The 21,758-nt window shown below is 47.9% G+C and carries 24 protein-coding genes, 1 pseudogene and 1 riboswitch; of the genes and pseudogenes, 10 read left to right on the top strand and 15 right to left on the bottom strand.

Features of this window, described 5'->3' with window-relative positions:
- Positions 1 to 3: 3 nt before the first annotated feature.
- Positions 4 to 924 carry a CvfB family protein gene (locus ACQ5DJ_RS14520; RefSeq protein ID WP_429843087.1) on the bottom strand — a complete coding sequence of 307 codons (921 nt, stop codon included), beginning with the start codon at positions 922 to 924 and terminating at the stop codon, positions 4 to 6.
- A 190-nt stretch (positions 925 to 1,114) separates the two neighbouring features.
- On the opposite strand from ACQ5DJ_RS14520, the gene ACQ5DJ_RS14515 reads away from it, so the two are divergent.
- Positions 1,115 to 1,894, top strand: a complete 780-nt coding sequence (locus ACQ5DJ_RS14515; RefSeq protein ID WP_429843086.1) for an undecaprenyl-diphosphate phosphatase — start codon at positions 1,115 to 1,117, stop codon at positions 1,892 to 1,894.
- Between the two features lie 33 nt (positions 1,895 to 1,927).
- Here ACQ5DJ_RS14515 and ACQ5DJ_RS14510 read toward each other — a convergent pair whose 3' ends face one another.
- Together ACQ5DJ_RS14510 and ACQ5DJ_RS14505 are read right to left on the bottom strand one after the other, a co-directional pair.
- Positions 1,928 to 2,134, bottom strand: coding sequence for a hypothetical protein (locus ACQ5DJ_RS14510; protein ID WP_017250027.1), 207 nt, complete (start codon positions 2,132 to 2,134; stop codon positions 1,928 to 1,930).
- Between the two features lie 64 nt (positions 2,135 to 2,198).
- Positions 2,199 to 2,558: a toprim domain-containing protein gene (locus tag ACQ5DJ_RS14505; protein ID WP_429843085.1), complete on the bottom strand. Its 360-nt coding sequence runs from the start codon at positions 2,556 to 2,558 to the stop codon at positions 2,199 to 2,201.
- A gap of 136 nt (positions 2,559 to 2,694) precedes the next feature.
- Here ACQ5DJ_RS14505 and ACQ5DJ_RS14500 point away from each other — a divergent pair, with 136 nt between their 5' ends.
- The 4 genes from ACQ5DJ_RS14500 to ACQ5DJ_RS14485 all read left to right on the top strand — a co-directional run bounded on the left by ACQ5DJ_RS14500 (position 2,695) and on the right by ACQ5DJ_RS14485 (position 5,786).
- Positions 2,695 to 2,853: a hypothetical protein gene (locus ACQ5DJ_RS14500; RefSeq protein ID WP_186380463.1), complete on the top strand. Its 159-nt coding sequence runs from the start codon at positions 2,695 to 2,697 to the stop codon at positions 2,851 to 2,853.
- 53 nt (positions 2,854 to 2,906) lie between these two features.
- A complete protein-coding gene (locus tag ACQ5DJ_RS14495) occupies positions 2,907 to 3,197 on the top strand; it encodes an ArsR/SmtB family transcription factor (RefSeq protein ID WP_429843084.1) in 291 nt (96 codons plus the stop codon).
- 76 nt (positions 3,198 to 3,273) lie between these two features.
- Positions 3,274 to 4,458, top strand: a complete 1,185-nt coding sequence (locus ACQ5DJ_RS14490; RefSeq protein WP_429843083.1) for an MFS transporter — start codon at positions 3,274 to 3,276, stop codon at positions 4,456 to 4,458.
- 80 nt (positions 4,459 to 4,538) lie between these two features.
- Positions 4,539 to 5,786 carry an MFS transporter gene (locus tag ACQ5DJ_RS14485; protein ID WP_429843082.1) on the top strand — a complete coding sequence of 416 codons (1,248 nt, stop codon included), beginning with the start codon at positions 4,539 to 4,541 and terminating at the stop codon, positions 5,784 to 5,786.
- Between the two features lie 68 nt (positions 5,787 to 5,854).
- Here ACQ5DJ_RS14485 and ACQ5DJ_RS14480 read toward each other — a convergent pair whose 3' ends face one another.
- A complete protein-coding gene (locus tag ACQ5DJ_RS14480) occupies positions 5,855 to 6,994 on the bottom strand; it encodes an agmatine deiminase family protein (protein WP_429843081.1) in 1,140 nt (379 codons plus the stop codon).
- A 76-nt stretch (positions 6,995 to 7,070) separates the two neighbouring features.
- A complete protein-coding gene (locus ACQ5DJ_RS14475) occupies positions 7,071 to 7,898 on the bottom strand; it encodes a MerR family transcriptional regulator (protein ID WP_429843080.1) in 828 nt (275 codons plus the stop codon).
- A gap of 215 nt (positions 7,899 to 8,113) precedes the next feature.
- On the opposite strand from ACQ5DJ_RS14475, the gene ACQ5DJ_RS14470 reads away from it, so the two are divergent.
- From ACQ5DJ_RS14470 to ACQ5DJ_RS14450, 5 genes are all read left to right on the top strand, one after another.
- On the top strand, positions 8,114 to 9,448 hold the full coding sequence (locus ACQ5DJ_RS14470; protein ID WP_429843079.1) for an ammonium transporter: 1,335 nt from the start codon (positions 8,114 to 8,116) through the stop codon (positions 9,446 to 9,448).
- On the top strand, positions 9,342 to 10,511 hold the full coding sequence (locus tag ACQ5DJ_RS14465; RefSeq protein WP_429843078.1) for a DUF294 nucleotidyltransferase-like domain-containing protein: 1,170 nt from the start codon (positions 9,342 to 9,344) through the stop codon (positions 10,509 to 10,511). The genes ACQ5DJ_RS14470 and ACQ5DJ_RS14465 overlap by 107 nt, the downstream gene beginning before the upstream one ends.
- An 11-nt stretch (positions 10,512 to 10,522) precedes the next feature.
- Positions 10,523 to 11,230 carry an exonuclease domain-containing protein gene (locus ACQ5DJ_RS14460; protein ID WP_429843077.1) on the top strand — a complete coding sequence of 236 codons (708 nt, stop codon included), beginning with the start codon at positions 10,523 to 10,525 and terminating at the stop codon, positions 11,228 to 11,230.
- Positions 11,231 to 11,284: 54 nt separating this feature from the next.
- Positions 11,285 to 11,776 carry an N-acetyltransferase family protein gene (locus tag ACQ5DJ_RS14455; protein WP_429843076.1) on the top strand — a complete coding sequence of 164 codons (492 nt, stop codon included), beginning with the start codon at positions 11,285 to 11,287 and terminating at the stop codon, positions 11,774 to 11,776.
- A 230-nt stretch (positions 11,777 to 12,006) separates the two neighbouring features.
- A complete protein-coding gene (locus tag ACQ5DJ_RS14450) occupies positions 12,007 to 13,260 on the top strand; it encodes an MDR family MFS transporter (protein ID WP_429843075.1) in 1,254 nt (417 codons plus the stop codon).
- 68 nt (positions 13,261 to 13,328) lie between these two features.
- On the opposite strand, the gene ACQ5DJ_RS14445 is transcribed toward ACQ5DJ_RS14450, so the two are convergent.
- From ACQ5DJ_RS14445 to ACQ5DJ_RS14400, 10 genes and pseudogenes are all read right to left on the bottom strand, one after another.
- Positions 13,329 to 13,892: a hypothetical protein gene (locus ACQ5DJ_RS14445; protein WP_429843074.1), complete on the bottom strand. Its 564-nt coding sequence runs from the start codon at positions 13,890 to 13,892 to the stop codon at positions 13,329 to 13,331.
- Complete coding sequence (locus ACQ5DJ_RS14440) at positions 13,889 to 14,377, bottom strand: YbaK/EbsC family protein (RefSeq protein ID WP_429843073.1); 489 nt, start codon at positions 14,375 to 14,377, stop codon at positions 13,889 to 13,891. Before ACQ5DJ_RS14440 ends, ACQ5DJ_RS14445 begins: the two co-directional genes overlap by 4 nt.
- On the bottom strand, positions 14,374 to 15,111 hold the full coding sequence (locus ACQ5DJ_RS14435) for an MOSC domain-containing protein (RefSeq protein ID WP_429843072.1): 738 nt from the start codon (positions 15,109 to 15,111) through the stop codon (positions 14,374 to 14,376). The genes ACQ5DJ_RS14440 and ACQ5DJ_RS14435 overlap by 4 nt, the downstream gene beginning before the upstream one ends.
- 25 nt (positions 15,112 to 15,136) lie before the next feature.
- Positions 15,137 to 15,934 carry an NAD kinase gene (locus ACQ5DJ_RS14430; protein ID WP_429843071.1) on the bottom strand — a complete coding sequence of 266 codons (798 nt, stop codon included), beginning with the start codon at positions 15,932 to 15,934 and terminating at the stop codon, positions 15,137 to 15,139.
- A 102-nt stretch (positions 15,935 to 16,036) separates the two neighbouring features.
- Positions 16,037 to 16,486, bottom strand: a complete 450-nt coding sequence (locus ACQ5DJ_RS14425; RefSeq protein WP_429843070.1) for an NUDIX domain-containing protein — start codon at positions 16,484 to 16,486, stop codon at positions 16,037 to 16,039.
- Between the two features lie 96 nt (positions 16,487 to 16,582).
- Entirely contained in the window at positions 16,583 to 16,981 is a 399-nt protein-coding gene (locus tag ACQ5DJ_RS14420) for a YugN-like family protein (RefSeq protein ID WP_429843069.1), read from the bottom strand.
- Between the two features lie 151 nt (positions 16,982 to 17,132).
- A complete protein-coding gene (locus ACQ5DJ_RS14415; RefSeq protein ID WP_429843068.1) occupies positions 17,133 to 17,948 on the bottom strand; it encodes a hypothetical protein in 816 nt (271 codons plus the stop codon).
- An 88-nt stretch (positions 17,949 to 18,036) separates the two neighbouring features.
- Positions 18,037 to 19,140: a glycine oxidase ThiO gene (gene thiO, locus ACQ5DJ_RS14410; protein ID WP_429843067.1), complete on the bottom strand. Its 1,104-nt coding sequence runs from the start codon at positions 19,138 to 19,140 to the stop codon at positions 18,037 to 18,039.
- Between the two features lie 648 nt (positions 19,141 to 19,788).
- Positions 19,789 to 19,905, bottom strand: a riboswitch (TPP riboswitch).
- A 64-nt stretch (positions 19,906 to 19,969) separates the two neighbouring features.
- Positions 19,970 to 20,194, bottom strand: a complete 225-nt coding sequence (locus ACQ5DJ_RS14405; protein WP_429843170.1) for an excisionase family DNA-binding protein — start codon at positions 20,192 to 20,194, stop codon at positions 19,970 to 19,972.
- Positions 20,195 to 20,209: 15 nt separating this feature from the next.
- Positions 20,210 to 21,559, bottom strand: a pseudogene (locus ACQ5DJ_RS14400) (glucose-6-phosphate isomerase); the annotation flags it as partial.
- Positions 21,560 to 21,758 lie beyond the last annotated feature (199 nt).

Here is a 21,758-nt window from a genome sequence, read left to right as displayed (position 1 = left end):
CGTTTATTCTTCTTGTTCGCTTCGAATCATTTTGGTCCAGCCGTCTACTTGCTCCACGCGGCGTTCCTTCATCAGTTTGCCGAGTGCCCGCTTGAAGCTGGACTTGCTCATTTGGAATTTTTCTCGGATGACTTCTGCTTCTGTCGAATCGGTATAAGGCATGGCCCCATCACGATTGATCATATAGCGCAGCAGCTTGTCCGCATCTTCGCCATACTGCACTTCTTTGCGCTCTTTCATAGAACCGTTCAGACGGCCATCCTCACGTACAAAGCTAATTCGGCAGCGCACAGTTTGTCCGAGGCGCAGACGTCCTACCATTTCATCACGATGTATGAAAAGGATATGCTCGTCCTCCGTCAACAGGAATGCACCTGCTTGAATCACTTTGTATACCGTACCTTCGACAGCCTTGTTTTTCATACTCTGATCTGCCATTGCTGCGATCTTGACGATTTCGTTTTCAGTGACCGGCTTTGCCAAGAGTCTGCCGAGCTTGTCTTGCTTCAGCGCTACTAGCATTTGATCCTTGGGACGCGGCCATTCATCAGTATGCTTGGGCAGGTCATCGATGAACAAGAGCAGATCTTTGTTAATGCCGTTGTCCAGGAATACACCCATACGCGGAGAAATGTCTACGACTTCCAACCAGCCGTATTCACCCATGCCGACATGAGGCATGTCCATGGTCGCTGCCAGTCGGTTCTCGTGATCATGGTACAAAAACACTTCGACCTCATCATCGATATGTAAACGCTCGTGCGCTTCATTGGCATGGAGAAACACTTCATCTTTTCCATCGCTCAAAAAATAGCCGATTTCCGTTTTTCGCGCTACCGTCATGGTAAGCGTCATCCCTGCCGCCAAATTGCCGTTCTGAATGATTTGGGGCTCACGCTTTTCACGCATTTGTCTTTTGTACATATTTATTTTTTCCTCGCTCTCTACCATTGTGCACACTAACTATACCCATCCCCCGCAAGAAAATACCACAACTTTTTTCTAACAAAATAACGCTGCGTAACGAAATAGGCAAGTCTTCCATTCACGGACATACATATGACAGTAAGACTGGCTTGGCCCTACTTTTTCAAGACTGGAGTGACTCTTGCCTATGTTGTTGTTGCTTGAACATATTTTTCTCGGCATTGTACAAGGCTTGACTGAATTTTTACCGATATCAAGCACGGGTCATCTCGTCCTGTTTCGCAAAATGTTTGGCATGCAGGAGGTAGGCCTTTTATTTGACACGATGCTTCATTTCGGTACGCTGATCGCTGTCGTTATCGTCTTTTGGCCACAGGTTCGCTTTATCATCATGAATCCGATGAGCAAGCTGACAAAGCTTTTGGTCGTAGGCACGATCCCTACCGCATTGATCGGCCTCGCCTTTGAAGATTATTTTGAGGAAATCTCCCAGACAGGCATTACGATCGGGTGGGAATTTCTTGCGACAGGTGCGATCCTCTGGGCAGTGGAGTCCATGCGCCGTGGAAATCGGAGATTCGAGGAAATCAACTACACGGACGCCCTCATCATCGGAACATTGCAAGGTGCAGCGATCCTGCCTGCTATTTCCCGCTCAGGCCTGACGATTGCCGGTGCTCTCCTGCGCGGAATCGACCGTGCTGACGCTGCGCGCTTTTCATTTTTAATATCCTTGCCCGCGATTCTGGGTGCTTGTGTCTTGCAAACAGCCAAGCTCGTAGAAACACCGCTTGAAACAGCCTTATTGATCCCGATGCTCGTGGGCACCATGTTTGCCGGACTAGCTGGATATGTAGCCATTCGCTGGATGCTTACCATCATCAGTACAGGCTCGATGAAGGGCTTCGCTATCTACGTCTGGGTTTTGGGTGGGTTAATTTTACTCATGCAGCTCTTGGGCTGGTAATGCGAAAAAAGCCGGCTGCTTGCTCGCCGGCTTTCATCTGCTTTCTTCCTTGTCTGGATAACGGCTGGCAATTAATTTGCCTACCAATAAAATAATGCCGTAGAACGCTGTTGCCAAAAGAGAAGTAGCCAGCCACGTCGCCGTCCCCAGCACCAGATAGAGTGCGGCATGAGCAACAAAGATACCTACCAGCCACACCATAATGTTCATTCGATTAAAAAATGTCATCAAACTACGCAATTGCTTCGCACCTCCACCATTCCATTTACTACTGTTATAGCCGATGAAACGGTGTTTTATCCCCTTATCGCTCTCCAAGATCAGGATGAGGCACAATAACCGCAAAGCCTGCTCGCTCCAGAATTTCTGCCAGTACGAAAAGAGGCGTGTCGGCAACCTCTCTGTACATTTTAGGCGTATGCAGATGGATCGCATCAGGAAAGTCTTCACTTAAATGCGTTCGCAATTTTTTCCCGCTATCATCTTCATCGGTAAATAGGTATACCTCATCTGCATCTGCTTCTTCTACTTGGGCGAGCAACTTCTCCCCTTTTTCCAAGCTGTAGGAACCGTATGTACAAAGAATGGTGCAAGGCTCAGCCAGCACCCGAAGCAAGCGTTCTTTGTCTGTCTTCCCCTCCACGATCATGACACACTCTGCCATCCGCTCCCATCCTTCCTGACAAACGCACGTTTTTTATAGTATACCTCAACATTCAGTTAGGAAAATGAGGATGACTACTCCCTTTCGAAACAAGACATCTTAAGGAAGCATCCATTATCGAACAGGGGGTTGTACCATGTCCAAATTCAAAAGCGCCAAAAACTTGAATCAAAAAGGCCTGGCGGTTGCAGGCCTTACCAGCAGTACAGTTGCGGATGATACGCATATTGAAGACAACCAGGGATCATCCCAGCAGCACCAACAAAATAACCAGGACATGCAAAATCAGAAATAAAAAAAGCGGATGAAATAGTTGCTTGGATAAACCTTCCTTAGTATTATAGTTCTATGAATATTGAACAACCCGAACTCACCGAAAAGCGAATCAAGATTTTTAAAGCGTTGGCAGACGAGACAAGGCTTGCTATTTTAAAGACCTTGTATCATTCCGGCAACGAGCTGAATTGTACAGCAGTAGGCTTTACCTGCGATACTTCCAAGTCCAATGCCTCCTATCATTTCAAAACACTTCGAGAGGCAGGACTGATCAAAGTCAGAAAGGATGGACAAGCACGGTACATGAGCATCTATACAGAAACCTTCGATCAAATATTGCCTGGCTTTTTAGATACCTTGTGATTGGTATCCTTTTTTTGGTCGTTAGTTCAAAAGTTATTTAACTATAGAATTATAAAACAATGAGGAGAGATTTTTTATGGAGCGCCTTTTTTTGATGATCTTTTTCTTTACCATGTTTTTGATCGGTACGAATACATTTATCATTAGCCCACTACTGCCAACCTTGCGCGAGTTATATCACGTATCCACTCATCAGGCAGCCTGGCTGATCGGCACTTATGCTCTCGGATTTGCTTTGGCCGCTTTAGTCGCCGGTCCGCTATCTGATAATCGAAACAGGAAACATGTGATGGCATTCGGCATGCTCGGATTTGCACTTTCCACACTTGCCTGCGCCTTTGCACCTGGTTTCACCGCGATGCTCTTCTTTCGCTTTCTTGCCGGGACCTTCTCTGCCTTTATCGGTCCTCAAGTGTGGGCTGCCATTCCTGTTTTGTTTCCACCTGCTCGTATCGGAAAAGCGATGGGGATTGTCATGGCAGGTCTTTCGGTTTCCCAAGTGATCGGTGTACCTATAGGCAGTTTTTTGTCCGCTTACCATTGGTCGTTTCCTTTTTTGGCTGTAGGAATTGCTTCTCTCGGAGCTTTTGTACTCATAATCCGAAAACTTCCTGATTTATTGCCTCCTACATCCATAGGCGGACTTGGAACAAACAACGCCCGGGTGGCTATTTTTGCACGGTACATGGATCTGTTGCGACTGCCTCAAGCTTCACGTAGCTTTATCGGCTATTTCGTTTTCATGACGGGTGTCTATGCAGTCTTTTCCTTCTATGGCGTATGGCTTGCCGATCAATATCAACAATCCGTTACCCAAATCGGCTTGATTACTTTAGTTATCGGGCTTGGCAACACCGTTGGCAGCTTACTCAGCGGTTGGTTACTCGAACGTTGGAAGAAAAATACGATTTTGACCGTTGGCTTTATGGGCAGCGCCCTGCTCTATCTTGTTTTGCCTTACATACCGGGAGTCGGCTTTTTGCAGGTTGTCCTCTTCTTCATGTACTGCTTCGGCGGTATACTCGTGCCTGTCCTGATGGGGTACTTGCAATCATTGTCCGACACCTCGCGCGGTACCATATCGAGCTTGGCCAACGCCTGTATGTACATCGGAACTTTCATTGGCTCTTCATTAGCAGGTAGTTTGTATCCTGTTTTTGGATTCGCGGGGGTCAGCACCTTTGCCACCTTCACTTTTCTTATCGCCTATCTTCTCTTTGTATTGAGGACTGGTAAATTAAATGTAACCTCTCAAGCTTGAGTTCTTTACTTTCCCTCTTCGCCTTGCTACGCTATGGTCACATTCATTCTATCGCAGTCAGCAGGACGGAGAGGGTCAACTTGGATTCATCCCCATCTTTATGGAAAAATAGTTCGTTCCTCAAGCTTTGGCTTGCGCAAATGACGGCAAGCATCGGAGATCATTGCTACAGCTTCGCTTTACTATGGTATTTGCTCCAAGCAACCAAATCGGGTACGGTGCTCAGCCTGCTCGCAATCCCGGAAATGGTGGCGGGTCTCATGTTTTACCTCGTTGGCGGGGTTATGGCTGACCGATACAGCCCACGAATGCTCATGGTAGGTGCGGATATTGCGCGTATTCTTGTCGCGATCACGGTTGGCATCCTGGTCTACATGGGTGTGGAAGAGTTTGCTTTTTTTCTGGCGGCCCAATTCTTGTTGGGGTTGTTCTCTAGTCTGTTTCAGCCTGCGCGAACCGTTGCACTCAAATCAGTGGTTCCTCCAGAGCAGCTAGGGCGAGCAAATGCTATCTTGGATACAACTTTCCGAACGATTCGGATTATTGCGCCAATGTCGATTGGACTGGTCGCTTCGATTATGCCGCTGTCTACTTTGTTTTTTGTGAACGCAGGCAGCTATTTGATTTCCGTCTTGTTCCTTTACGCCATCCGTATTTCGTTGACCGATCAACAACAAGTATCTACTACGAAAATGACACCCAGTCAGTACGCCCGGGATATTGCCTCAGGTTTACAGGAGCTAAAACAAAATCGTGCTCTGTTCTTGATTCTTCTCTTTAGCAATATGGGCTTTCTCGTCTGGCAGGTTACTTACACGGTGGGCTTCCCGTTTATGGCCGAACTCATGGAGCAAGGAAACGGAAGTACATTGGCTGTCTTGTTGGGCTTTTACGGGATCGGGAACTTGCTAGGAAGTCTGTACATGGCTCGCTCGTTCTACACTCGCTATTTGTTTGTGATTATAATTGGTTGGGTGTTTCAGGCTATCGGATTCCTGTTGCTTACGGCAGGAGGCACCGCTCACTGGATTGCCTTCCTCGGAGCAGCCGTTGCAGGGATTGGAGGCCCTCTCATTGGTATCCCAACTGTGACTGCCATTCAAATCAAAGCATCCAGCAACAGTACAGGCAAAATTTTTGCGATTAACATGCTCATGTTCACTTTCTTTTGTACATTATCCAGTAGCCTCGGTGCACTCTGGATGGGCAAATGGCCCGTCGAGAAGCTTTTCCTCGTCAGTGGACTATTCCTTGCTGTCATGAGCTTCGCAGGCTTCCTGATTGAAAAACGAAAAGCAACGGAACATCACCAATCCTCTTCTGTTTGAGTAATGCGAAGGAACTTTTTGATACCAAAAAGCCGGTTTTTCCTCCATCAAGGAATCACCGGCTTTTTTTACTGCACTTCAACTGGCTGTTGTTGTGTCACACAATGAATCATCCCACCATGTTTATAAAGCTCTCTGACATCAATGCCAATCACTTCACGATCAGGGTATAGCTTTTGGATGATCTCGTTTGCGATTTTATCATTCGGATCATGATAATTCGGCACTAGGACAACGGTATTCCCAATATAGAAATTCACATAGGAGCCTTTGTATCCCAAGTCCTTTCCATTCTCTAAAATGACATTGTGCTTACTGATTGGTAAATTTACGTACTTATACGGCTTGCCCAAGGCATTCTTCGCATTCAGCAATGTTTGGATATCCTTATTAGGGACACCCCATTCTTCTAAATCATTTTCATTCATCGTAATAATCGTTGATTTATCATGAAATTTGGCAAAACCATCAATATGAAAATCTGTAATATCCAGGCCTGGCACACCATCAAGCCAGATAAAATTCGTCGCCCCAAGATATTCTTTCATATACCTTTCAATATCTGCCTCTGAAAATTGGGGATTTCTATTCTTATTCGTAACAGCACTGCGTGTCGATAAAAATGTACCATTCCCATCCAATTCAAACGCTCCACCTTCAAGTACAAGCTCATTCAAATCAATTCGTTCCATTCCTGATTGCTTGCTTAGCTTGCTTGAAAGTAATGCATCTTTTTTATACGGCGTTTTCTTCCCCCATCCATTAAATCCCCAGTCCATCATTTTCAAGTTCTTATCCTTGTCATATACAAAGATCGGTGCAATATCTCTTGCCCATACATCGTCCGTAGGAGCAATGTAGAAGTCGATTTTATCCATATGGATACCTTCATCGTACAGAAGATCATAAATATAGTTTTTCTCGTATTCATCATAGGCGACAATATGGACATTTTCCCCTTCACTTAAGGCAGCTGTCATCTCGATCCAAATGGACTCAACCTCTTCTTGATAACCTTTCCCATACGCAAAGTTATGCGGCCATATTAACCACGTACCTTCATGCTTGCTTTTTTCATCTGGCATGGTGTATTTGCCTATGTATTGTTTTTTCATGTTTTGACTCTCCTCGGCCTTACTTGGCATACACCCCATTAAGATCCCAGCTGTTAAGACAACCCCTGAGCACTGTACCATTATCTTCTTCATTTCATTATCCCCTCATGTTCTGGTAGCTTTCCCGCAGAAGTAGAGTAAGCCTTGACATAGTGTCAAGGTCAAGCAGTTATTGTCTAGCTTTTTTCATGATAGGAAAACTGACCTGTGTCACATACTCACGGGCAGGGCTGTCACATTCTGGGCCTTTCAAGTAGGTTTCGTAAGGCAGACCATTCAGACTGTAGCCGTTGCTATCTGCCCACTCTTCAAGTGCCATATGCGCGTATCCGATATCGTCATAACTTCCAAAATGCAAAGTAGTAGCAACAAACTGCTCGGGTAGCTGTTTGATTTGCCATTCGCTTGATGTACCGCAGCCGTTCTCATGAAGTATCGGGATCATCAACTCAATATTACTGTTGTCAGGATTGAATTCTTCATCTAAAAACAAGACAGACGGAGCACCAAGTAACTGAATTTGATTTTCTTCCGCCTTCGCGTATATAGAATCAATGTACTTGTCCATGTCCGCCATATGAATTTGCAAGCTTTGACTGATGATACTTATTTCATTTCTCATTCCGAGCAATATATCGTACGTTCTTCTCTTTCCTCTAACGATATCTTCCTTTTTTTCAATCATCTCCTGCATTTCTGCAATGATCTGTCTATAACGATTCACCTCATTGGACAATTCATTTATTTTCGAGTGGATGAATTCGATAAAAAATTTCCTGTCTGATTTCTGAAGGATGGCTTTAATCTCCGGCAGAGAAAATCTATATTCTTTCAACTTATTGATGAGTAATGCGGTTTCTAATTGACTCTTTTCATAGTATCTGTATCCATTCGTTTCATCGACATGCAAGGGCTTCAAAAGTTCTTCCTTGTCATAGTGTCGCAACATGCGCGGACTCATTTTGCAAAGCTGAGAAAATCTGCTGATTGTGTACATATGTCTCCTTTCGTTGTGTAAGGTAAATGATTCGATCGCATTTCCCCTTCATCAGAAGTTATTGTATCATTCCGTATCGAAGCTCTGGTGATGCATGTAATCGATATTTTCTCATTATTTGCAAAAAAACAATTGCAACCGAAATTTCTATGTCATATAATCTGACATAAATAAAATTAGTGTCAGTTTATCTAACACAAAAAAGAGGTGGATGGATGGAACCTACTGTCGCAAGTCTCTCGTCTGCCATTGACGCTACATGGGTCATGGTCTCGGCCATTCTGGTCATTCTCATGCAGGTTGGATTTGCCCTACTGGAAGCTGGCTCTACTCGCATGAAAAACGCTGGTCACGTCGCAGGCAAAACAGTCCTTACCTTCGGCATCTGCTCGATTGCCTTTTGGGCGTTTGGCTTTGGTCTGACGTTTGGAGACGGCAACTCTTTCGTTGGACTTTCTGGATTCTTTTTTGACGGCATGCAAAAAGACGCTTTCTCCGCTTTTTCCGCTGCAACTGTTCCTATCTCGATTCTCTTCCTCTTTCAGCTCGCTTTTGCAGCCGTTTCACTCGCAATCGCCTGGGGCGGTTTTGCCGAACGTGCCAAGCTATCCATTTATTTTATTTTCAGCGTACTGTTTACTGTCCTCATCTATCCTGTCGTCGGTCACTGGGTTTGGGGCGGCGGTTGGTTGGCACAGCTCGGTATGCAAGACTTCGCTGGTTCTACGGTTGTCCATCTCCAAGGTGCCATCGTTGCACTCGTCGCCACGATCCTTTTGAAGCCTCGCATTGGGAAATACAATCGCGACGGTAGCTCCAATCTGATTCCTGGTCACAACCAAGTCTACTCTGTCTTAGGTGTCCTGTTTCTTTGGATCGGCTGGTTCGGCTTTAACGCCGGTTCCACACTTGGCAGTACATCTGGATTTTTCGGCTATATCGCCGTCACAACCAATCTCGCTACCGCAGCAGGCGCTGTCGCCGCTCTCGCTATCTCCTGGATCGTCATGGGAAAAGCAGATATTCCAAGCATGCTCAACGGTGTCCTCGCTGCTCTCGTCGCGATTACAGCCTCCTGCGCCTTCGTCGATCCGTGGGCAGCTGTTGTGATTGGCGCTGTGTCAGGTATTCTTACATTTTATACATCCATTTGGTTTGATCGCATAGGGATTGATGATCCTGTCTTCGCTTTTTCCGTGCATGGGGTGGCTGGTATTTGGGGAACGTTGTCCACTGGGTTATTCGCTACCCCGGAGCTTGCCGAAAAGGTCGGCGTAGGCGGTCCTGGGCTGTTTTATGGCGGCGGCCTGCACCAGTTAGGGGTTCAGGCATTGGGCTTGGCTGGCTCCGCGCTCTACGTTTTCGTAGTAGCCTTCATCATTTTGTATGTGTTAAAAGTAACCATTGGCCTGCGAGTCACTGAAGAGGAAGAGGTGGTTGGTCTTGACCTTAGCGAACATGGGGGATACGGCTATCCCGAACTACTCCAGCCCGAACGCGTACGACCGGCTACATCTACCCAAAGCAGCACCTCTCACTCTCTCACCTGAACAAGTGGAAAAAATACGGAATGTTGACTCCTTTGGCGAGCTGGCTTTATTGCGACGAGAATTGTTGGACCCTTCTCCGTTGCGCCCATTGAATCGCGCAGGCGAATTGGCCCCTTTTTCCATCGTCGTTAATCTGATTCACGACAATCTTATCCGACAAGGGGTACTCCTCGCAGTGAATGACCTTGCCAAAAGGGGCTTGGGTACCCCTCCAGTCCCCTTTGCCTTTCTGCAATTCGGCAGTGGAGGCCGATCAGAGCAAGCACTCATCAGCGATCAGGATAACGGCCTCGTCTATCAACTGCCAGATCATCTGTGCGAACAGGAAACAGAAAAGATACATGGCTACTTTCAATTGCTGGGGGCGACAATCGTTGCTGGTCTGGAGGTAGCCGGCTATCCTCCCTGCCAAGGGAATGTCACTTGCCTCTCCCCAAAATGGCGAGGCAGCACCGAACAATGGCTGGACCAAATAGACAGATGGGTCTCTCACCCCACCTGGGAAAACGCTCGTTATTTACTGCTCACAAGTGATGTGCGTGTCTTATGGGGCGAATCGGCCATTTTTACTCCCGTCCATGACCGCTTCCGTCAATTGCTTGCAGGGAACGTCTTTTTACTGAATCGACTAGTGAGCAATACGTTGCATTATCGGGTGCCACTCGGAATATTCGGCAGAGTTTTACCCGAAGTCCATGGACGCTTCCGGGGCGCCATTAATGTGAAGTACGGCATCTATTTACCACTGGTGAATTGCATACGGCATTTCGCTTTGGCGCATGGCATCTTTGCCAGTTCTACCTTGGAGCGACTCGACCAACTCGGTGAAAAAGGGGTCTGGAGCAAAAGCTTTTGTGACGAAGTAGCCGCGTACTTCCGGCAAATTCAAGGTTTGCGACTGATCGCTCCTCTCCATTGGGAAGATGGGCAATACACAAGCAATAGCTATATCAAACTAGGGGAGCTTTCTCCTGACACCCAAGTGATGGTACGACAATCAATGAAGTTGGCGATCCGCCTGCAAAAAATGACAGAAAAGCTCCCGTCCGTCTTTGGGGGATAGGAGGAGATTGCGTGGCAAAATGGGACTTATTCGGTCGCATTTGGCATATGAGCCGGGCTATACCAAATACAGCAGATGAAAAACAGCACATCGCCTATTTGCGCTCCATCTCCAAAACGAATAAACCAGTCGATTCCAGTGCCGATATTCCTCTGCATGATTTGGAGGTTGTCGTCGTCGATCTGGAAACGACCGGTTTTTATCCCGATCACGGAGACGCGATTATATCGATAGGAGCAGTCGCCATGCAAGGAGAACACCTCCTCCTCGGCGATTCTTTTTATACGCTGGTCAATCCCGGTCGGGCGATTCCTCCTCACATCCGTTCTCTCACCGGGATTACCGATAACATGGTTGGCGATGCCCCTGAGCTGTTAGAGGCTTTGTCCCGTTTTTTTCAATTCGTCGGAGATCGTCCGCTCGTCGCCCATCACTCTCGCCATGAGCGTGAATTTTTACGATCTGGACTTTGGAAAACGAGCCGGCGTCCGTTTACCCATCGCATGCTGGATACGATGCTGCTCATCCGATTGTTGAGCAATCCGATTGGCAACGGCTCGTTGGACGCCCTCTGTGCGGCACACGATATCCCGATTTCACGCAGGCATCACGCTTACTGTGACGCTGTTGCCGCTGGTACGCTCTGGGCGAAGTATTTGGTGAAAGCAGAATCCCAAGGATTTACAAACCTACGGCAGGTTTACGAGGCCGCACGCTAGAAGTAGTTCGAATCGTTCAACAAGTCCTATCAACCAACATGAGGAGAGAATATCATGCTACAAATCAGAGACGCAGTTCTGGGTGACCTACCTGCAATGCTCGCTATTTACAACTACGCGGTTGAAAATCTGGTTGCGACATTTGACTTGGAGCCACAGACCTTGGCCCAGCGCGAAGTGTGGTTTCACAAGCACGGCGACAGACATCCGATCATCGTCGCCGAATACGAAGGGAACGTGATCGGATATTGCAGTCTGTCCGTTTTCCGTGAGAAGCCCGCCTATCAAAATTCAACGGAACTGTCTATTTATATCGCCCCCGATCAAAGCGGGAAAGGTGTCGGCACTACCTTGATGAGGACGATTCTGGAACGTGCCAGACAACTCGAATACCACACGATCGTGAGCGGAATCGTAGGGGGCAATGACGCCAGTGTGAAGCTGCACGAGAAATTCGGGTTTACATTGGCAGGGAAGTTTCAAGAGGTGGGATTTAAATTCGGAGAGTGGCACGACGTTCATTTTTATCAATGGATGGTCAAGTAACAAGTAACAACATACGAAAAGCCGACACCCTTTCCACAAGGAAGTGTCGGCTTATTAGTTATGTAGGAAGCAAATACCTAAAAGTGGCACATCTTAAGCCAGGGTCTAATCCCTTAGCCCTTATGATATTAGTGTAACCGACGGATGATTATAAGTCTATATCTTTTTGAAAATTCGCACTAAAGTAGGTGTACCTGGCCAGGGAATCAAAAACAGGAGGTAACCCTGCTGTGCAATGGCTGTCATGGGATCTGAACCTGAAGACCAGATTGATCGGCGAGACGCTTTTCAACCTATTGTTTTGGATGTACTTTCCCTTTCTTACTCTCCACTTTAGTGATACCTTTGGCAAAAATGTTGCCGGGTTACTTATGACAGTGCCACCAATTATGAGTATGATCGGCAATCTTTTTGGCGGCTATTTGGCTGACCGATTTGGTCGTCGAGTTGTCATGCTGTCAGGAGCGTTTTTGCAGGCAGGCATGTTTGTCCTGTTTGCCTTCTCCCTCTCTTCTTGGATCGATTATCTTGCGTTTATTGGAGTCGGTCTTGGCAAAGCGGTATACAGCCCGGCGAGTTCTGCGATGGTCGCTGATCTCACCTCCGAAAAAGACAGACGCAGAATATTCGCTACCTTCGTTACAGCCATGAACATTGGCGCCGTATTGGGACCCGCTCTAGGGGCCATCTTCTTCTTTCAATACCGCAGTGAGCTGCTGTGGACTTGTGCGCTTGTCACTTTCTTGTATTCGATTGCGATCTGGCTCAATGTGCGAGAGACACTGCCACAGTCCGTAAAAAGCTCTGTCGCCTCCATCCATTTCCCTTCCGTTATGAAGGAGCAATGGCAGAGCTACACCGTCATTCTACGCGACAAAGCCTTTGCCATCTATATTTTCGCAGGCATGCTGATTACGATCGCAATCGTGCAGCTCGATTTATTTTTGGCAGTCTATGTAAAAGAATTCGTCCCAGCGCAGACACTGCTCTCATGGAAAGCATGGTCACTCTCCCTTTCCAGTACGGAGATTTTCGGATGGATGCTGGGAATTAGCGGTCTTCTGTTTGTTCTGTGCGCCCTGCCTGTTACCAAATGGTTTGAGAACTGGACCGACCGGAATGTCTTCCTCTTGTCCTCCTTGCTGTTTGGCTTAGGCATGTTTTTGGTGGGATTCACGACAAATGCATGGCTGTTGTTCGGATGCGTGGTCATTTTTACAGTAGGGGAAGTGATGCGAACGCCGGTCGAACAGAGCTTCGTCAGCAAATACGCACCAGAACATGCACGAGGACAGTACATGGGCGCTGCTAACCTACAGTACTCACTCGGACGTTTCCTCGCTCCCGTGACCGTCATTCTTTCCGAGTGGATCATGCCTATTGGTATTTTCGCGCTCATCCTGCTATGCTCTCTGTTGAGTGCCGTCCTTTACATGAAGCTATTCCAAATCGTTCAGAAACGCGAGTCAGTTCATTACGGATAAGCTATAGCCGAAAACAAAAAGTGGTTGAGCAGCGATAACCTCCTGCCAACCACTTTTTCCGTTCAAGATTATAATTTTTTCGGAGCTTCTAATTTCACGGGGTCAACCATTACTTTTATTTGAGCTGGCGTTCCTTCGATCGTTACTTTCACACCGGAAACAACCATTTCTTTTGGCGTTTTTGCAACGTTGGTAACCGCAATGAACTGATCCAACTCCGGAGTCCAGGTAAGTCCAGTCGCTTGAATCATCGCCTTCACTGTATGAACGTCAGGAACCCCTTCATACATGATACCGTCGATTGTTTTTTGATCACTGCTCAGCATAACGCTTACCCATATCGCTTTTTCGTTTGCTGAATTTTCTTGTTTTGGATAATAAAAACGGTAGTAATTCGTTTGCTTGTCTAGCTCAAGCTGAAAAGGAAGGGTATGAATTCCTTTCACAGCTAATTCTTCTTTGATTTTGTTGTAATGACTCAGGTACGTGTCCGTTGTCATCTCTTTAAACGAGGAAGCAGAATGAGAGATGTTGTTTTCAATTGCAGTCGTCTGGTTAGACATTCCGAGTATGGCAAGACCAGCGACTACGACTATGGCTACTACTGCGATGGAAGCTACAAATTTTTTCATGATATATCCCCTTCTGCGGAAGCCGCATTGATTTCCTTCGCTCCTGTCATCTCCAACAAGGCCTCATAAGTGACTGGCAAAAGTGATTCTGCGATACCAGCCGCCGTATAAACCACAGAAAAGCGCTTCAAGGAGCGATCCACATAGACAGGCACTTCCTCCTGTAAAGCAAACGGACAAACTGCTCCGACACGGAAGCCCGTCATTTTTTCTACCTCTTCCGGCGTAGCCATCTTTGGCTTTCCTTGTCCAAACGCTGCCTTCACTTGCTTGGGATGGACACGTACATCGCCTGCTGCAACAAACAAGGCGAACTGCTCATCCACCCGAAACAAGATCGACTTTGCGATTTGGCCAATCTCGACACCTAATGCCTGTGCAGCGACTTCGGATGTAGGCAACGGCTGTTCAAACAAAATCGGCTCGATGCTCGAATCATAGCGTTGTACGTAGCTACGAACCTTTTCCAAAGGGCTTGCAATCATTCCCCTTCACTCCCAATCTCAACTAAAAAAACGTCATCGCCTTGCGACACACTACCTGTCTTGACAACCGAAGCATAGACGCCGAAGTGATTATTGTGACGCTTGACGCATGCCTTCAATACGGCAGGAGTCATCGCCAACGTATCCGGGTCGATATTAACATATACACAGCGCTCGCAGTGTTTGTTGACTTGCAAGGTTACATCATTGATTTTGATCTGTTTGCCCAGCCATTTGTCTTCCGCGAACGGCTCATCATCCTCCAGGACAACGACCAAATTCCCCCGAAAGCGTCGTGGATCTACCTGTTCTGCGCCAATCTGCCGCGCAATCTCCCTAAGAGACGCATCCGTAACCAGGAGAATGTGGTCTTCCCAGTTTACGCCGCCTTCTTGCGGACTACTAATCATAGGCGTAATGGAGCGCTTCGCCGTCTCCGCGACATGGGCAAATAAAGCATCATCCCACGTATGTACACTGCCATCCCGAGCTTCGATCCGAATCGGCGGATACGCTTCTTTTCCTGTCCCTTCGCTCATGCTGGCACGATACCCAATAAGAGCGGGCACAACATCCGCACTGAGATACTTACCTTCCCGGGCATTGTCCCAAAAATAATAGGCACGGTCTCCATACAAGCCAAATTCATCGACCGTACTTGATGCTAGCTCTTCCCCCCGCATTGCTTTGACAGGATGACGGAAAATAGTTTGCAGCGTTCCTACTTTTTTCATTTGGTTCCCCTCCCCAATGCTGTCCTTATCCGGAAATAAACGAATCGCGAACCCGCCCCCAAAACGTCAGTCGTTTGTAGCGAGCGAATTTTACTTTATCTGGACCCACTCGGCACCGAATGGAACGCACATCTCTCCATACCGCCTGCTCGCGGTCCAATCCGATCATAATTTCGGGATTCATGACAATCAGCTCTACTTCATGATGCTTCGGCAATACGAGCGAGCTGTTGATGGTCCGATACGCTTGGTTGTTGATCGAAGCGATCTCGGACAATTGAATCGCCTCAATGGACGGATGAACAATCGCTCCATCCACTGCTTTGTTATAAGCTGTACTACCTGACGGTGACGATACAATCAAGCCATCACCACGAAATGTCTCCAGCTCATCGCCGTTTATATAGACACATGTCACCAATGTAGACAGATTCGCGTTGCGCAAAACCATTTCATTCAGCGCCCACTTTTCGTACTGCTTACCTTCCCTTGTGCTGATCCTGCATTGGACCGTCGGGTATTCCGCAATCAGAGGCTCTTCGTTTATCAGACGCTCGACGAATTCGTCCAGCTCCTCGGGACGCCAGTCCGCATAAAAGCCGAGATGTCCTGTGTGAATCCCCACATAGGACGGCTCGATTCCGTATTGATGTACGGCCTCCAAAAGCGTCCCATCTCCCCCGATGGACAACACCATATCCGGTTGTTCAGCCGGTCCCTTGACGAAGGTAAACGGGCTATTGGCTGCTTGTAGCTTTTCTTTCAAGGCTTGTTCCACTTCTCGTGTATAATCATCATTTCGCAGTACAGTCGCAATCTTCATGCTGGTCTGCCCTCACTTTTATCCTTACAAGCGGTCTTGCACGCTCTGTTGTTTGTCTTCACTATACCATAGGAAAAATCGACTTGCATAAAATCCCACTTGTCACCAGCGGTCACTCTGAAAAGACTGCTTGCGAAATTGAGATAAACGCCTCTCTGTAGCTGGTGATATTTCCCGAGGAAGCTCATCCCAAGCGAAAAAGCGTATTTCCGCTACTTCTTTGTCATCTTTATGCAATTCTTGACCGGGTGTGAGGTCGACATGATACAAGGCAATGTGGTCTCGTTTCCCTTCCCGCTCACTGTAAAAAAGATGGCAGAGGGTAAGTCCGTCCGCTCGTATTCCGCATTCCTCCCACAACTCCCTGCGAGCAGCATCCCCAAATGACTCTCCTCGCTCTACTCCTCCTCCCGGCAAATACCAGCCATGGACATACGTATGCCGGATCAACAAGACTCCCTTTTCTTCATCCGTTACAATGACACGGACACCTAAGGTGAGAGGCTTGCGGATTTTCCAATACCATTTCGCCACTGCATGGTACCAGGCCATATTTCCACCTCGCTTTTTCCATGTGCTACCATTCTTTAGGCATCGATATTTTCCCTGCCATGGTCAAGAAAAAAACAGGCCTTTCGACGGCCTGTCTCACGCGAGGCGATTCTCCAGCTCTTTGACAATTGCCTCTGCTTTTCGAATCCATCTCGAATCAATCTGTGCGTCCTTATCTATCGGCTCCTGAAACTGATTCATCAAACCCGAAGCGAGCGGCTCCATGTAGCCGATATCTTCCTCTACCCCAGTCTGGTACACATGCCGGATCACAAACGGCCGTCCGAGTTCCAGCCATGCATCCGGGCTGTCGAGCTCGCCTTGCAATACTTTTACAGGCAAGCGCAAAAAGACCATGTTCTTGTCATCCAGCGCCCGGTCGAAGTACCCTTGCTCATAATCCCAGTTGGATAGTGTAAAGTGCGGCTGAAGAGCTTCACGAAAATAGCCAAATGTCGCCCGCGTGCCTGGCAAGCTACTGTTTATTTGTTTCATCGTCTATCCCTGCCTTTATTTATTCTGTGAGAAACGTCCACCGTTTTGTTCGTAGTGTGTGACAAAAGACGAGGTTGTACTCCCACATCTACAAAAAGCAGCAAGCCTCCTAAGCCGTGATGGCCTTGAGAGGCTTGTAAGTTCCCCACTATTAAATCAAGACAATTGTCAGGAGCGTAAAGAGTGCCAATGGAATGATTTTACGTCCGTTCCGGCATCTTTTCCGTCTTCTCCCTTGAACTTTTGGCAAAACATAGGGCGGTGGAGGTGGCGGCGGCGGACAAAAAAATGGCGGATACGGCGGGAATGGTGGAAATGGCGAAATATTTTGCTCCCAAGGACTCACCTGTGGCTTCTGTTGGCTATATGGACTGACTTGCGGTGGACGATTGCTGCTGCTATACGGGCTGACTCGGGGGGCCGGGCGATTGCTGCTGCTAAACGGGCTGACCCGTGAGTTGTTGGAGCTGCCGAAAGGACTGACCTGACCGTATGGATTGTACTCATCGCCGTAGGGACTTGCCTGCGAAAAGTATGGATTGCCTCCATAAGGACTGAGATCGCCATAGGGAGGATAACCTGCATAAGGGTTATAGCTCACATACTGAAAGTAATAATCAGGATATTGCTCCCATCCTCCATACGGCTGCCGATTGGCCACTTCCATTACTTGATAAGGATTGTAGTCCTCATAGTCCTCATAGTTCTCATAATTCTCATATTCATACTCGTCGAAAACTTCTTCTTCTTCTTCCCCCGCATCCTGGTCTACAACTTCTACGTATACGTTCTGATCATCATAATCGACAATGACGCCTTCAAACACTTGCCCGTCAATTGCTTCGATGCGCACTTTTTTCTCCACGTGCTCCTTGCAGATGTTGTGCACATTTTCTCGCATATCCTTTAACAGGCTGACAAACTGAATGTCAGCCTGATACAGGTTTTTATCAGAATCAGACTGCATCGAAACTCCTCCCCTTCTGGTGTTTCTTTATTACCATATACAAGTGCCTATGGGGAGGTTACCAGAATCTAGGCGAGACTAGCCCAATTTACAGAAAGCGGGCAGGTAAAAATGGCAAAAGGTGCTCTGTCTCCCCTTTTTCCACAAAGTCCGCCATCCATTTACCCGTGACGGGGGAAAGCAGGATACCATTGCGAAAATGTCCACCTGCGATCGACAAACCTTCCCAGCCAGGAACGGGGCCCAAGAGCGGCTTGCCATCTTGTGTCGCAGGTCGAAGTCCACCCCAAGCCTCCAAAAAGGTAGCGGAGTGTAGCGCGGGAACATATGGCATGGTCCCTTGTAGGATACTGGCTAATCCCGCCATTGTAACGTCCCGCTGGAAGCCACTCTCATCCTCAGTCGCACCAATGACAATTTTTCCATCCTTTTTCGGAGTGATGTAGCCTGTCGTTCCGAAAATCACCGTTCGTAATGGAATACCCACGGATGAGACGGCCGCAATCTGTCCGCGTACAGGGCGAATCGGCACGGAAATGCCCAGCATCGCAAGCATCATTCCAACCCACGCTCCCGAGGAAATCACCGTCTGTGCGGCACGTAGTGACCCTGTAGAGGTCTCTATCCCGATCACTTTTCCGCCTTTTACCGCAATGCCGCTCACCACGCAGCCAGATAACAGCTTTACTCCTTGCAATTGGCAAGCAGTAGCCAAGGCGCGAAGAAGCATTCGATTGTTGATATGTCCTTCGTACGGTGAATAGATTGCCGCTTGCACTTGATCGGTCAGAAGTGGCTCTACCTCTTTCACTTGCGCTGTATTCGATAGCCAATGCACAGCATGTCCCGCTTCTTTTTGCCAACGGTACTTGTCGGCGAGCTGTTGGACTTCCTCCTCATTTAACGCGACGGTCAGCAACCCCTCCAAGCTTAGCTGTACGTCACCACCAGTCAATTCCTCCAGCTCTGCTGCCCATTCCGGGTATAGCGCAAGTGATTCCATGCCCAAATCGAGCATCGGGCCGGGGGCCGTGAATTCCTTCAAAGGAGCAAGCATTCCGGCCGCAGCAGAAGACGCCTGACCTCCCCATTCGCCCTGCTCGACCAAGGTAACGCTCACCCCACGCCGTGACAGCTCATATGCCAAGCTCAAACCGATAATTCCTCCACCCACTACCAGACAATCACTCATCTTTTTCTCTCCTCACCATGATGTACTTATGTCTAATAAAAAGATTTAAAAACTTCTTGTACGTTGCTGTTGTGGTGTGGAGGAAACAGGAGAAAACGCTCAGCTTCTAGGGCCACCCCCTGCGGGATTGACTGCACGACTCCATGCAAAAAACGAAACCGCGTCCAAAGTGGTATCTTCAGGATGCCTTTTCAGAGGTGGACGCTTAAGAGCGTGTTTCGTTTTTTGCATTGCGTCTCGGTCGGTGTCCCTAAGATCTTCGCTTATTTCTCCTGTTTCCTCTACGGGCTTACGTTGTTTTCCGATAGTTTAAAGCTTTAAAAATTAGGAAGAATGCCCTCAGTTACGCTAGAGAAGAATATTTCCAGACATAGCGACTTGTGGAGTCCTACCGAGCGGAGAAGGGATTCGCGGGCAAAAGAAACGCAACCGTGCCCGGTCTACGAAGCGGCTACCACTTTTGCGTTTCCCCGCGAATCCCTTCGGAGCGGGCAGTCTTAGCTCTCAGCAGGACGGAGCCTGGAGCCTAGACTGGAAATATTCTTCTCTCCACTACAGCCACGAATAACCTCCATAACAAAAAAGCCCACCCGTTCCTGAGCAGGAAAAGGTGGGCTACATACGCATAGGTAAATCAAGAAAAAAAGCGCTGTCTGCCGGCAACCGTATCCCTGCGCCGGCATGATCCGGATCAGGTGCAATGGGTCGATGGTCGATTGCTTCCATCCTCTCAGCCCCGCATGAAGGACTCCCCAAGTTGCTTGTTTATTATGATATTCCTTTGTAAGTATAGTCCTGTTTGCAACCATCTGACAAGCACGTCCGCTGGTTAATCCTCATCCTTCACATCATAGCTCTCTGGAATCGGGTCATGACGTGCGGCATCCTCGAACTCCCGAAGCTTGCGAATTTCCTCCAGATGATGATTGAATTGCTCTTTGTTGATGATATACTCATTGCCGTCATGGACAGCACGGATGCGCCCCTGCTTAATTTTTTCCATAATAAATATCTCGGGAAGCTCCAAATAGGCGGCTGTCTCCTCGACGGTCAAATACGTCTTATTCTCGCGCAATCTAGCCTCCAGTTCCGCTTTCTGCCGCTCGTAGCCCGGCTTGCCCAGTAAGGCAAACATATTAGCTTTATACGCCTCCACCCCTGGCTGATCAAACGGATTTACGCCCAGCAAATAGCCGCTGATTCCGCATGCCTTTTCAAAAAAGTAAATCAGTCCACCGAGATAGTAAGCTGACGCCTCCGGTATTTCCACAAGCAGATTCGGTACGCCGCCGTCCACATGGGCCAGCACCGTTCCCTCGAAAGCTTTTTTATTGACATATCCCATTCGTTTGCCAGTCAAAAAATTCAACCCATCGACGTCAGCGGGGTCCTCCTGGACAGTCAAATCCACAGCGGGCTTCGTCACAGACACAACGGTCTCAAACAAATGCCTCATGCCGTCCTGTATGTATTGGCCCAACGAATGCAAGTCCGTTGAAAACTCGGCAGAAGCCGGAAAAATTCCTTTACCATCTTTGCCCTCCGATTCCCCGAAGAGCTGCTTCCACCACTCCGCAAAGTAGCGAAACTGCGGCTCATAGCTAACCAACAGCTCTACTGTCTTGCCTTTTCGGTAGAGTGCATTGCGGATCGCCGCATACTGATAGCATGGATTATCACGCAAATCCATGACCATGTAGCGTTCGCGTGCATCCTTCGCCCCTTGCATGAGTGCATCCATGTTCGCCCCGCTTACAGCGATCGGCAACAATCCAACCGCGGTCAGGACAGAATATCGCCCACCGATATCATCCGGAATGACAAAGCACTCATAGCCCTCGTCATCCGCCAGCTTTTTCAGGGCTCCCCGCTGTTTATCGGTCGTAATGTAAATTCGTTTTTTGGCCTCTTCACGTCCGTATTTCTTTTCCAGCCATTCCCGAAAAAGTCGAAACGCGATAGCTGGCTCTGTCGTCGTGCCCGATTTTGAGATGACGTTGATAGACACATTTTTTCCTTCTAATACGTCCATCAGATGAGAGATATAAATCGGACTAATATTGTTGCCCACAAAATAGATCTCTGGGGAACGTCGCTTGGACTTCGGCAGCAAATTGTAGAAGCTGTGGCCCAAAATGTCAAGCACCGCTTTTGCCCCTAGATACGAGCCTCCGATGCCAATCACCAGAAGCACATCCGAATCCGATTGAATCCGGGCTGACGCTTGGCGGATTCGTTCATACTCGTCCCGGTCGTATTGATCCGGCCAATCGACCCAACCAAGATAATCCTTGCCAGGTCCCGTCCTTGAATGAAGCATTTGATGCGCAATTTCGATCACTGGAGAAAGCTGCTCCCACTCATGCTGTTTGACAAAGGCTAGAGCGTTGACGTAATCAAAACGAATCGTTTTGTTCATAGCTCCCCTCCGAGGAACGTCATCTCATCTTTATCTATGATATCACGGCAATTGGCAGCAAAGAACCTTCCGACAAAACGTATCAAAATGCACTTAAATATGTCCAAATTGTGAACACTTGGCATTTCATGTTACCTTTTTCCAGTACTACCGTAAAAACCTTTCGAGCAATGAAATAATATGGTTCTTACCAAAGCAA

Origin of the sequence: Brevibacillus sp. FIR094, from assembly GCF_050477165.1 — a bacterium.
Taxonomy (GTDB): domain Bacteria; phylum Bacillota; class Bacilli; order Brevibacillales; family Brevibacillaceae; genus Brevibacillus.
This window is presented reverse-complemented; position numbering and strand designations above follow the sequence as displayed.